Source organism: Coleofasciculus sp. G3-WIS-01 (assembly GCF_040223135.1).
GTDB lineage: Bacteria > Cyanobacteriota > Cyanobacteriia > Cyanobacteriales > Coleofasciculaceae > Coleofasciculus.
The window spans coordinates 1-13,236 of sequence record NZ_JAVJZI010000082.1 but is presented as its reverse complement, the minus strand read 5'-3'; the positions used below and the strand labels follow the sequence as shown (position 1 = coordinate 13,236).

At 46.9% G+C, this 13,236-nt stretch carries 9 protein-coding genes; 1 reads left to right on the top strand and 8 read right to left on the bottom strand.

The annotated features are described in order from the left end of the window. Positions 1-59: 59 nt before the first annotated feature. The 8 genes from RIM23_RS08595 to RIM23_RS08560 all read right to left on the bottom strand — a co-directional run bounded on the left by RIM23_RS08595 (position 60) and on the right by RIM23_RS08560 (position 10,355). Positions 60-1,667 (bottom strand): RICIN domain-containing protein, encoded by a 1,608-nt coding sequence (locus tag RIM23_RS08595; protein WP_446366241.1) that lies wholly within the window; start codon positions 1,665-1,667, stop codon positions 60-62. A gap of 349 nt (positions 1,668-2,016) precedes the next feature. Continuing rightward, the gene (locus RIM23_RS08590; RefSeq protein ID WP_446366221.1) at positions 2,017-3,222 is read right to left on the bottom strand and encodes a DUF3086 domain-containing protein; all 1,206 of its coding nucleotides are present in this window, start codon (positions 3,220-3,222) and stop codon (positions 2,017-2,019) included. 150 nt (positions 3,223-3,372) lie between these two features. After that, a complete protein-coding gene (locus tag RIM23_RS08585; RefSeq protein ID WP_446366219.1) occupies positions 3,373-3,762 on the bottom strand; it encodes a DUF3119 family protein in 390 nt (129 codons plus the stop codon). Between the two features lie 56 nt (positions 3,763-3,818). Continuing rightward, positions 3,819-4,607, bottom strand: coding sequence for an MlaE family lipid ABC transporter permease subunit (locus RIM23_RS08580; RefSeq protein WP_446338691.1), 789 nt, complete (start codon positions 4,605-4,607; stop codon positions 3,819-3,821). A gap of 94 nt (positions 4,608-4,701) precedes the next feature. Then, positions 4,702-7,806: a methyl-accepting chemotaxis protein gene (locus RIM23_RS08575; protein WP_446366217.1), complete on the bottom strand. Its 3,105-nt coding sequence runs from the start codon at positions 7,804-7,806 to the stop codon at positions 4,702-4,704. A gap of 77 nt (positions 7,807-7,883) precedes the next feature. After that, the gene (locus RIM23_RS08570) at positions 7,884-8,414 is read right to left on the bottom strand and encodes a chemotaxis protein CheW (protein WP_446366215.1); all 531 of its coding nucleotides are present in this window, start codon (positions 8,412-8,414) and stop codon (positions 7,884-7,886) included. A 24-nt stretch (positions 8,415-8,438) separates the two neighbouring features. Then, a complete protein-coding gene (locus RIM23_RS08565) occupies positions 8,439-8,804 on the bottom strand; it encodes a response regulator transcription factor (protein ID WP_446338688.1) in 366 nt (121 codons plus the stop codon). 252 nt (positions 8,805-9,056) lie between these two features. Further along, on the bottom strand, positions 9,057-10,355 hold the full coding sequence (locus RIM23_RS08560; RefSeq protein ID WP_446366213.1) for a response regulator: 1,299 nt from the start codon (positions 10,353-10,355) through the stop codon (positions 9,057-9,059). Positions 10,356-11,298: 943 nt separating this feature from the next. On the opposite strand from RIM23_RS08560, the gene hmpF reads away from it, so the two are divergent. Continuing rightward, positions 11,299-13,068: a pilus motility taxis protein HmpF gene (hmpF, locus tag RIM23_RS08555; protein WP_446366211.1), complete on the top strand. Its 1,770-nt coding sequence runs from the start codon at positions 11,299-11,301 to the stop codon at positions 13,066-13,068. The last annotated feature ends 168 nt before the right edge of the window (positions 13,069-13,236 follow it).

The following is a 13,236-nucleotide window of genomic DNA, read 5'->3' as shown; positions in this document are numbered from 1 at the left end:
TATCTCCTTTGCATTTAAGCAAAAATTTTTGCCTTCAACAGGCAGTTGCTAATCTTTGATCACTGAGCATTAGCCGGAAATTCGGTCAGTCGCCAATATTCATGCCAAGTTGGTCTTCCCCAGGAGTTGCTGAGGACTATATTATGGCCGTTGGTACAATTACCTTGATCAAGACCCAAGGCACAATTGCTGAATCTCTTCGATTGGATGACGTAAGTGTCGGGATCACTGGTGACTGGAACCAATACCCAGGATTGGAAATCGTTAGTTTCTTCGCGGGGTCGCAACATTGGGGCAGCGCTTTGCCCAGGTGTGTTTGGCGCTTGGAGATACAACAGCTGGGTAGAATCCCGGGTCTGGATCAGGTAAGTTCCATCGGTCTGCTTGACCAGAACCCACAGGTGTCCTTGCTGAGGTACCGCAAAATTTCGAGGAGGATCCTCCGCCCATACCTGGACCACCCGATTCAAAGCAGGAGTGTAACCACGAACTATAAAATAAAGACCCGTCACTTGGTGAATCAACATCCAGGTACCGGAACGATCATCTGGGCGTGGCATGGTAATTTCCTCATCAAGTGGTACTGTAATTGTGACGGTCTTGCCGCCAACGACTTCTCCATCGGCAATGACATCAAGGGAGCCACTAAATACCTGATCCTCGTAGGTGGCTTCTACTGTGCCAATCCAGTCAACGTCAAAGCTAAGTTCATGGTCTTGATCTCTGCTCAGCGGACCATAACCATCGCTAGGTGCGATCGCAACCACAAATGGTGCGGTGGCTCCACTGGCTACTAGACTGACGTTGCCGATTGAGGTGATCTGTGCTGCCAATTCAGTTTTGATCGTCTCCACAATCGTATTGGCACTGACACCTTGGATAATTTTGCCACCCGTAGTCTTGGCAATCCTTGTCCCTTGTCCGGGGGTGCCGCCCGGATTGCCGCAGAATGGCTGATACCCTGTAGCTTTCGCTTTTGGATCGTCGTCCAGCCCCACCGGAGCGCCGCTGCTGCTCAAACTTAGGGCTAGCACCTTGATCTTTTCTGCCAATAGTTTCGCGGTGACCGATGCCTCGGTGATGTCGTAGGATAAACCGGAGATTTGCTGGCATACGGCGTCGTGACCGGCTGCGTCACCAAACCAGACGATGATCCGCCGAGAATCAGCACGCCAACCAATCGTGCCACCTGGTGCTTCGGCAAGCTGATCGAGGGCGTAAAACTGAGCCTCGGGAACGTCTAGACCTGGAGTGACCGTCCAGGTAGCGATGGCGGCTTGGATCTCGGCTGTGTTGGCACTCAGGCTATGCTGGTGCAGGAAGGCGTAGGGATGTCTGCCAGGATCTGGAGCCGGAAAGTCTTTATATTCGCCAACCCCGAACTGGACATCGGCTCCTAGCGCCCCGATTTCGGTTAGGACATCCGATATACCAGTTTTGACAGCATCGATCGCATTCTTCATGCTACTGGTCGTGTCGGCGAGAAAATAGGCATCCACTTTCGGGACTACCCCAGATTTCGGGATAGTTACCTTCACCACTTCGGCGAAGGTCTGATCCATGGATAGGGTCAGATCATTCGTCGCGGGTGAAACTTGAATTGGAATACTCATTAAGTTCAATATCTCCTTTGCATTTAAGCAAAAATTTTTGCCTTCAACAGGCACAATTCCCAACGGTCTGATAGAGTATTTATCTTCTTTCTTTTACATTGACGATGACAGTTGTTCGCGCTTGACTTCTCCTTGGTGTAAATAACCAAGGATTCTCAAAGGATACTCCGAAGTCGGTTAAAACACCGTTCCTGGAGTCGCCTGTGACAGTTGCGTAAGTTCTGTCAACTTTCGATTGTCATAATTCCAGCAATACTTGTCAATATGAAAAAGTAAAGAATTATTAAGCCTACTCTATAGCAATTCTAAATAGGTTGTGTAAATTTTTCCCAAGGATATCTTTGCTATGTCTGGGTTTCAAGATGCTCACCTTTCACAACTCATTTAGAATCGCTATATATTATTAATAATTATTCATTTGCTGAGGATCGGGAGCAAAGGCTAACCAGAGAGGAAATTGCAGAATTGAAAGACGAATCTGGTCTTCTGTTTCATCAACAATGATTAAAGGAAGTTGTTTCTGGGTCATCAACCGATCCGCTTTTTGCACCAGGGCTGATGCTTCCTCAAATAAAACCACCCCCCGTTCCGGACCAAAATCACTGCGGGAAATGCCCAGACAATCCTGCAATCCTCTGCGCCATTCTCCTAGCCGTTCAGGGCTATTGGCAAGAACCAGAGTGCGTAGTCTATCACCGTAAAGCGTCCGCAGCACAGACATCACGGCGGAGGCGACCAAAATATTCTGCAAGCGGCTACCGATGGTGCGAATCGCCCCACGCCCCCCTTGAGTAAAAAACCAATTGGACACTCGCTCCCCATGAATTGGCTCAAACGTGCGCCGCAATTGCCAAGGCGGACCATAATAATCTGGCATCTTGCGGTATTGGTCAATAATGTCCCGAATTTGCCGGATCTGATCTTGAAACGCCTGTTCAGCAAATTTGGGTGTAGGCGAAGAAGCTGGCGGCTGTGGTTCATCCATCCTAGGTTGGAACGATTCTGCCGTCGGTTCCGCTAATTCCAACTGTTCAGCCGCCACAACCAAGTCTTGTAAACTGCCAACCAAATAGTCTTTAAAACCCTGCACCCGAATAGCTAATTCTTGAGACACCCCAGCAAATGTGGTTCGCATTTCCGTGCGAATGCGTTCTCGGCGGCGTTCGAGTTGCTCCACAGAAATCAAAAGGGCTTGCTTGCGCTGCTCTAATTCGCTTAACCCTTCTTGGAGCATTTGTTGGATGGTGGCTTGGGTTTTGGTCAACTGATCCGATAAAATCTGATTTTGGCTGGCTTGTAACTGGGCAATTTTTTGCCTCAACTGCTGTTCTTGCCACTCAAGGTCAGCTATCGTTTGAGTGAAATTCGCCACTGTTTCCTGTTGATCACTTGATGGCGTCATCTGATTATCATTATCTGGCGCAGGTAAGTCTAAAGCCTTTGAATTGTCAGCTTGTGGTTGTGTCACGTCAGATTGGTAAGATAGCTCAATTAAGGGATCAGGTCTTTCTGTTTCGGGTTTTTGCTCTGGAGATTTTTCATCAAATACCTCAAGGATTGGTTGTTGTTCTGGATTGGATTCCTGGCTTTGTGGTTCGTCTGAATTCATTGAATAATTAGTATCTGAATAATGATTTACACTCCCAACCCCTAAACGGTGGGATTATTCGCAAGGGTGAGTTACCTGGCAAGAGAGCCTTCGATCAAAGGTGTTCTCAAGCCTAAGCATTAATTTGGCAAGGCATATCACAAATGAATCTCAAATCTGGGGACAGCGCTCCTCTAAGCAGAGTTTAAGCTGCTTGGGATCAAATAAAATGGGCAAGAAGTGGATGCTATTAACTTCCTTAAAATAGAAAAGGATTGGAAATGATGACCAGAAGATCCGCCAATTTGACCAGTCTTTATAAGGAAAACGGCGAATGAGAGTCTGGGAACGATAGATATCCAATGCGGTTTCGGTAAATTGAAGACGGATGGTTACCGCTTGAATCATTAAAAATAACCCGAAAAGAGAAATGAGTAAACCAACCCAAATTTGGAGCAGCACAATAGGTATACTGCCCACAACCAATACCAAAGGAATAACGTAGCTAGGGGCAAGTTCGATGGTTTGGGTTGATGAAGATGAAGAAGTAGCAGAGGTCACTTGACTAAATTTCCGTTGTTTATCGACATAATCGCTCTATTTTAATATACCCCTGATTAGAGAACTGCACTGCCTGTGCCTTGGAACATCAGCCACGATAAAAAAAAGTTAGTGATGAAAATGGCGAGTAAAGCTGTGACGACTGCCGTTGTCGTGGATTGACCGACTCCTTTGGCACCACCAGTAGTGGTCAATCCCCAGCTACAGCCAATGACGGCTATCAGCATCCCAAATACAGCCGCTTTAATCATCGCCGTAAACAAATCCCAGATTCCCAGGAAATTCCGGGCGGAATCCAGAAACACAGATTGGGGAATATTGTAGAAATTAATGGCAATCAATACACCTCCCGTCATGCCGAGAATAATCGAGAGAATTGTCAATAACGGCAGCATTAAACAGCAGGCAATGACACGAGGAATGACCAAATAATCAATGGGATCAGTTTTGAGCATATAAAGCGCGTCAATTTGTTCAGTCACGCGCATCGTGCCAATTTCAGCCGCAAATGCTGAACCGACTCGTCCGGCAATCACTACAGCCGTTAAAACAGGCGCAAGTTCCCGGCTCAATGCCAGTGCCAAAACCCCTCCGATGGCTGTAGTCGCCCCAAAGTTAATAAATTCTCGCGTTACCTGAATGGTAAACACGGCACCGATAAAACTAGCCGTGATCATGGCAATAGTTAGTGAATCCGGACCAACGACTGCCATTTGATCGAGGGTATTGCGTCGGTGGATTTTACCACCCAAAAGATGAACGATGACTTGACCGCCTAATAAAATGGCAGCTAGCAAGCGCAGAGTCCACAATCCTAAGCTAGAACTGGAGGGGGTTTCATTCATCGATCATTTGTCATTTGTCATTTATCCTTTGTCATTGGTCATTTGTTTTTGTTAACTGTTAACTGTTAACTGTTAACTGTTAACTGTCTAAGGACTATCTGCTCTCACTTGATTCCACACGGAAACGTTCTACAGAATTGAGTAGATCTCTTGCCACACCGACCAAGTTTTGCAAGGCACTGGACACCCGTTGGGCTTCTTGAGATGTTTCTTGGGCAGTTAGCTCAACCGATTGCATGACTTGGGCAACAGCACGGGATGTTTCGGTTTGCTCAACTGTATCCGCTTTAATTGCCCGCACCAGAGCATCAATGCGATTGGACACTTGGATAATGTCTTCCAGTGCTTGTTTGGCTTGCTCTGCCCGTTTGGTTCCATCAATAACCTGCTGAGTGCCTTCTTCCATCGCCGTCATCACCGACCCGGTTTCGCTTTGAATCTGCATGACGATTTGCTCAATTTCTTTGAGTGCCTTGGCTGAGCGGTCTGCCAGTTGTCGCACTTCATCGGCAACGACGGCAAATCCTCGACCCGCCTCTCCAGCTCGAGCTGCCTCGATACTGGCATTGAGCGCTAACAGGTTGGTTCGGGAGGCAATTGTGGAAATTACGGCGACAATCTTAGAAATTTCCTGGGAAGATTCCGCCAGACGCTTGACTTTCCGCGTTGTTTCTGCTACTGTTTCCCTGATTTGTAAGATACCTGCCACCGTATGTTCTACAGCGTGACCTCCTCTGTGAGCGACATCAGCAGCGGTGTGGGCGACTTCCTCGGCTTCCCGGGCGGCTTCAGCGACTCGTTGAATGGAGTCGGTCATCACCTGAACGGAGTTGAGGGTAACTGCCAGTTCCTCGGCTTGGCGCAAGGCGTCATTGGATAAACTGCCGGCAAACGCCGCACTTTCAGTAGAACCCTTGGTTACTTTACGCGCGGCATCTTTTACCTGTTGGACGATTTCCCGTAGATTTTGAATGGTTAGATTAAAGGAGTCAGCCACTGCACCCAAAACGTCGGCTGTCACTTCAGCTTGAACCGTCAGGTCACCGCGTGCGGCTCCTTCAACATCATCAAGCAATCGAATCACCTGGCGTTGCAGGTCTTCTTTGGCTTGTTCTTGTTCTTCAGCTTTTCGGGTGGCTTCGCTGGTGGTTGTCAGGATCACTCGCGCCATCTGATTAAAACCCGAAGCTAGCTGACCTAGTTCTCCCTCGGAGTAGATGGGGACACTGACATTAAGATTCCCCTGAGCAACGGAGTCAAACTGGGTTTGTAAATCTGCTGTAACCTGTTGAATCTGGCGAGTGGTGATCCGACCCAGATATAGGGTAATGCCAAAACTGGCAGCAAATGCCGCACCACTGGCTAAAGCATGGGCGAATTTGAGATTTGCGATCGCTCCTTGAGCTTGCCCTTCGGATCTGGCACTTCGGGCAGTAATACTTTGTGCCGAAAAACTCACTAAGGCAACCACAAAAGCGGAGGCAATCCCTGCGGCAAAAGACGTAATCCACTGTTTATGATTGAGGGAAGCATTTTCAAAGGGAGCCAGCCATCCTTGCTCAACATTAACGATAGGTTCATGTCCCCCCTCTTTAGTCTGATTAAAAACTGGGAGTTGTTCAGTTGAGTTACCAAGACTGAATATTTCTTCATCACTATCGATTGAGCGATACCCCTGAGCAGATTTCTGATGAGCAGCTAAACCATCTCGGACGGCATCGCCATTTTCCCTAACTCCCGCACCTTCGCTGGCTGATGGTACTACCCCACTGTTACTTAAGACATCAAAATCTGATTCCCTCGCACCGGGGTCAGATAATTCATCCTGATCGTCTATGGCGAAATCGGGAAGAGAGCCTAAATCATCTTCAAATACATCAAAAACGTCTAAAAACCCCTCTTGAGTATTTTGATTTTCTTCAAGTTCTGAAAAGCTTTCGGCATCAGCGTCAGCTATGTCATCCATGGTGAAAGCATCGTCAAAGCTCTCAAAGTCAAACTGCTCGGGAGCGTTAAATCCATTTTGATCAAAGTCTGGCTCGTCCTGAGTGTACTCACTTGCGTCAAATGCCTCTATCGCTTCATCCGTCTGTGTTCCTGAATAGTCAAACTCATCTGTATCCGTTGGCAAAGCCTCCCCCAACTCCGCTGAATCCATCAGTAGGGTTTCGTCTTCATAAACGGGGTAATCTGTCTGATATGACTCGTCGATAGATTCCTCATGCCAACCCTCCATTTCCTGATCCACTTCCGATAAGTCTTGGTCGAAATGGGATTCGGACTCATAAGATGGTGAGAGCTCCTCCTCAGAACCTTCAAATTCAGGGATGCTACCGGGGGGCATGACAAAGGTTGCCGCAGTATCATCCTCAGACGCCCCTGGTGAAAATTCCTCAAAGTTATCCTGATAATCTGCCTCGGTAAATGGGCTCTCATCTAGAGCAAAATCACTCGATTCTTCTTGATAATCTGCCTCGGTAAATGGGCTGTCATCTAGAGCAAAATCACTCGATTCTTCTTGATAATCTGCCTCAGTAAATGGGCTGTCATCTAGAGCAAAATCACTCAAAGAATCCTGCTCATTTTCCCAATCACCACTATCTTCGTCTAAACCAGGCAAGGCAAATGGGTTGGACTCATCTGCATAACTTGGATCATCTGTCGTTTCCGATTCATCAATAAATGAACTGTCCAAGGGTTCAGTAAAGGGCGAAGATGAAGTCGAGTCAAAATCATCTCCCATTCCCACTTCATCCAAATCTAAAGCCCCTAAATCGAAATCCTCCGACTCTTCAATCGCTTCTGAGCCTTGCCAGGTTTCTAGTGTGGGTACTTCATTCAACTCATCGGTTTCATCAATATCCTGGAAACTGTTATCGAATTCTTCTGTGGATGGGCTTGAATCGGCAGAATCGAACTCATTTGGCAGTTGACTAGCATCTTCTAGACCTTTATGAGCATATTCAATAAAATCAGGTTCAGACGTTAGATTGAGGACTTGTTCGTAGTGTTCCCTTGCTTGATCGTACTGCTGTAGACCATAGCAACAGATATGACCCTTAAGTAATAAAGCACTTGGATCATTGGGGAACTCTTCTATCAACCGACTAATAATATCGGCAGCTTCTTGGTATTTGCCTTGTGCGTAAGCCGTTTGCGCTTGTGTATATTCCTGGACGTAATCCGTACTTGATGCCATTGACCTCCTCCCGTTGCTCACCAGGAAAAAGGAAAAAGCAAACATTTGCTTTCTTTTTCCTTGCTTGTACTATTCATTCATGCTGCCCACCGTGCTGCTCGTAGAATTGCCACCTGATCGAGAAGTCGTAAAAATTTATTGGACTCTGGATCTAATAACCACTCTCCTTTTAAAAAAGGTGCCATCGTATCGGGAACATTCATTGCTATTTGTAATTGCTCCACATCTAACCAATCCATATCCACAATTCGCTCCACCGCTAAACCGAGCATTGTATCTTGGTCTTCGATAGCAATGACGGGAATTTCGGCTCGATCTGTATTGACGGGTATCGCCTCTCCCATAAATTGACCCAGATCACCCACCCAAATGACCCGACCTCGCATGTTGATCGTCCCTAATAATAAGGGAGAAGCATTCGGGATGGGGGTGATCTGGTTGGGAGATGGTTCAAGCACTTCTTTAATCCCAGTCGCTGGTAAAGCAAATTCCATACCAGAAGGGACGTAAAAACGCAAGTGCAATTCACCCTCAGGACTTTCTAATTCTTGCAATTCCGGGGCTTGATCTTGACCAGTATCTGTTAAAAAATCCGGATTTCCAACCATTGGCAGCTAGAGTCTTAACTATATTTATGACCGGAGTAGCTGTTTGACTGTACCAATCAACTCGGTGGGTTGAAAGGGCTTAGCGATGTAGGCATCTGCTCCTTGCTTCATTCCCCAATATCGATCAAATTCTTCGCCTTTTGAAGAACACATGACCACGGGTACATTTTGGGTTTTGGGGTCAGCCTTTAAACGACGACAGACCTCGTACCCATTCATACGAGGCATAACAATATCTAATACCACTACATCAGGACAAGAATGCAGAATATGTTCTAAGGCTTCCACTCCATCGCTGGCTACAGAGACAGTCAACCCACTGCCTTTGAGGAGGTCTGAGATCATCTGTCGTTGTGCCAAACTATCTTCTACAACCAAAACTGTACTCATAACCCCCTACCTGACTTGCCAATAAGCGCACGAATTTTGAATGTGAACTGAGCTATACCCTTGAGCTATACCTTTAAACATAGATAGAGTAATGATTAATGTATCCTTTATGGTAGCTTCATCCTGTACTGACGCCCCGCCTCCATTGTGACAGGCTCAACGGCTAAACGGAGCAGGGCGTATGGCGGCATGAGTCTATGAGGTGATTGTAGCGGAAGAATTACCTTTATGCTTGTCACGCGATCGCTCTTTTTAAGCCGATGCTGACTTGGTGATATCGCTTGCCTCTACCTCCTCCTCTCGGGTTGGGCGGGAACTATCGAAACCCATTTTTTCCGGATCTCCTGGACCTACGTATTTCTCCAACAACATCAACAGCTCACTTGCTCCAAACGGTTTAGTCAAATAGTCCGTTGAGCCTACCATGCGAGCTTTGACGCGGTCAATAAAGCCATCTTTGCCCGTCAGCATGATGATGGGAGTTTGTCGAAATACCGTGGATTGCCGTAACATGCCACACAGTTCATATCCATCGAGTTTGGGCATGACTACGTCACATAAAATTAGAGCGGGTTTGATTTGAAAGAGTAAGCTCAGAGCTTCGAGGGGATTTTGAATCGCCGTTACTTCATATCCTTGAGCTTGCAACATATATTCGACAGTCTTGCCAACTGCCAAGTCATCATCAATACAAACCACCGATGGTGCATAATCTGAATAGGTGGATTCCCACGGCTGTCGAACCGCGAGGGTTTCTTGGGGTGTTGAACTCAGCAATTGAATCCAACCCCTTTGGATATAGGGATAAATAGCTCGGGTGACAGTCAGGATGTCACGATTGAGATAGCGAGCCATCTGCCGCAGAGAATTCTTGCCATTTGCCCACCGTTGTAGGGTTCTAAATGCATTTTCTGGCAATCGAGCCTTTAATTTAGTTTCATCAGTAATCACCGGGCATTGATTGGGGGATTGGATATGGGGATGAAATTGCTTCCACTCCTGTACTTGCTTCATAATCTTGGTCACTAGAGGGGCAATTTCTAAGGTGGTAAGTTGGGGCGCTAATGCTGGACCAACCTCGAATACAAAATACCCATTGTGGAGGCTAAGCAGGTCAAATAGGGTTTCATGCACCATACTGCGGAGGATGCTGCGCCCTTGAGCCGGCGTGATCATATGGTTTTCTAGCAAAGCCCAAAGATAGCCATATTCGGGAGCATTAGTTGAATCAATCGAGAGTTCTTCTATGTCATCTAAAGCCGTTTCGGCTCGATAGCGACGCAGGTAATCGCGCAGTCGTGACAAACTGTGATCACTGTTTGCCGCGTAGGCAATTTGTCCGTTGAGGAAAAAAACAAACCAAAATGGTCCAGGGCGACGGGGTGGGGTCTCTAGGTAGGAGCGTCCCTGGGTAAATTTATGACTCACATCACTACCAAAGCTATTGGCGTGGAAGCTGTGCGCCTCAACTAACAGTTCTCCTGTGCGCTGACCGAGTTCGATCAGTTGCAGGATACTGCGGATATCAATTTCATTTAACGTTCCCTGCATTTTAAGGAAAATGTACTCCTAAAACCTGGCGTTCAATGCTGAGACGAAGCATGGTCTGTTTGGTTATCAGGTTGCCTGCCATGTCAACCTCAACAAAAACTTTATGCTGTACCACCACCGCTGACTGACCATGTTAAGATATCATCTAATCAAATTTGAATGGATCGTTTAACGGCTGTATTTCAACTTAAGCATTGTTAAACTTTCAATTAACTTTACTCAATAGAGCCACTGAAATTTATACTGTTTTCCTGGGGCAAGAGTAAATCAAAACCTCTATGTATTCAGTATAATTGAGGACTAGACTTGCTGTAACACCTCCTGAGCAGGCGGATGGAACGGCGGTGAGCGATCGCGTCGATAGCCAATAAGCCAAGTTAGCTAGGATAAAGGGACAAGGCGGATGGCGGCAACGATGAATTAACCGCTAAAATGAAAACAATCAGGTGTGTCTAGCAAGGGGTCTTACTAGCTTCGGCTAGGCATCTTGTTCAAACAGTAACAAGAATACAGCCATCCACTTACCGAACTAAATTTTATAGCCAATGGAGCGGGATTGAGCAAAAAGCTGGTATATGTGCAAGCCAAAGACTTATAATTTCTCATAGATATTTATAACTAATTGTAATACAGCCAAAGTCATGGATCGAGAATGGCTTCGTTAAATAAACATGAATTGATGGTCGAGTGGGAAATCTGTAGCATTCCTCCATCCGTCAGGACTATCTTGTGATAGCTGAGGTCAGGACGATAGTCCAAGACATGGCTGTCCCTGTCACTTGCCAAAGGCTAGCATTGTAGACAAAGCTGCTCGGTCTATCAATCAGGGTTAGCTCAAAATCAAATCAGGAGCAGTGCGACCAGCAACCTAATCCACGGTTGAGCCAGCTCAGGTTAGCTTAGTCATGAATTGGGTACAAGACAAGTAAAGAGGACGATCAGTGTGCTGTATCTAGCAGAAGTCAAAAAGCAGAAAAGCGGTTTTGCCAGTTTTGGTGGCAGTAAGGCCGAACTCAAACTGCTGGCTTGTCAGCGGAATGATCAGAGTTGGAGCGCTGTTCCGGGGGAAGAAACCATCCCAGGAGACGAAGCCGGTAGTATGGGTGATGGGGCTTTGGTAATTGTCAACCTTGGCAACAATCGACAAGTTCAAGGCGACATTGAGCCCGCCGGGACGAGACTGGCGAACATCTTACAAAATTTTTCTCGTCTGTTGGAGAAGGCGAAAAGTCAAGAAGAAGAAATTGAACAGTGGAAGCAGTCCTTGACCTATCAAAGTCAAGAACTCAACCGCCGCGAGATGGAAATGGAAGCGCGGCTGGAACAGATGCAAGCCCTGGAGGAAGAGGCGGAACAAATTGATCAGCAGCGTCAAGACATTGAAAGTGCGAAAGAGGAATCGGAACGACTCAAAGAAGAGTTTGAGCGAAAACAACAGGAACTAGAAGGGGCTTGGGAGCATCTGCGCGGTGAACAGCGGCGTTTGGAAGAGCAACAAGGGGATCGGCAACAAACCTCCGGTTTAAGTGAGGAAGACGTAGCGGCGATGCAGGAGTTGCTCGATCGCCTATCCACCGCTGTCGCTCCTACAGATACCGTGCGGGAACAGTTGAATCAGGCGTTTGAAATCGTTGATCAACAACAGTCAGAACTGGATAATGACTGGCAAAAACTGGAATATCAGCGCCAACAAGCTGAGCAACGACAAACCGACATTGACGAGCAAGAGTTAGAAATTCAACGGCGTAAGCAAGAATTAGATCAGGTTCAAACCTCATTTGAAGAGGCGCAAGCTGAATTCAAGGTGCAGCAGAATGCCTGGGAAATGAAGCAAGAATCCGTACATATACTGAGCCTGCAACTCCAAACTCACCAAGAGTTACATCAAGAGCTTGCCCGTTTAGCAACCACCTCAGCCGATGTCAAAATTAGCCAAGAGGTTGACATTCAAGGGCTGGAAAATATGCCCCTGGGTGAACTCCAGGAAATCGTGCAAAATTTACAGCAAGATTTAGAGAGAGTGGTGCGTTTTGTCAACGATCAGGAAGAGGAACTCACATTCCAGCGCCAATCGGTAGAAGAAATACAAGAAAAAATTAATAACGCCAGCGAGTACGATCGCATTAGTTTGGAAACCGAGTTAGCCGACGAGCAAGACCGCTATCAAATGCTTGATGAAACTCTCGTCGGTCAACGCCGTAACCTGCGGGAGAGAGAAGAAATTCTCAATCAGCATGTCCGTGTCTTACGCCGTCGCCAGGGTATTAGTGACGGGAGTAGCGACGATACCCATAAAATTGACCTCGGTCCAGTCTTAAACCAGCTTGAAGCTCAGCGACAACAGCAGGAAAGCGAACTGGAAAAACTGGAAAGCCAGGTTGAGCAAATGCGCCAAAGCATTAGCCAAGCTGAGGAGATGATTGCTCAGCAAGCGAGTGAGCAAGATGCCAAACGCTCTGAGTTACAAAGCTTGGAAGAAAACTGGCAATCGATGCAAATGGAAGTCGCTGAACTTTGGAGTCAAGTTAATCTTTATCAAGAACTCTTACCGTCCAAACAAGAGGCGCTTAATCAAATTCGCCAGATACTCGAAGCAATCGCAGAAGCGCTCAATCAAATTCAGGAAGTTGGCGACTATCAACTCCAGGCAATTTCTGAGATGCGACAAACGGTTGATGGCATGGTTGAATCACCGGAACTGGCGGCTTCATAATGGAGCATGGCTCCAAGGCTCCAAGGCTTGAACAGACCCCAACTAATTGCAAGCAATCTAGTTGGGGATTCTCTCCTGCTGTTACCACGAAGAGCCGCTGTTCTCGGTGAATACCAGGAACTTCTGCCTTGGCACTCCTCCCTGCTATTTCTACTAGGGAGCTAAGAC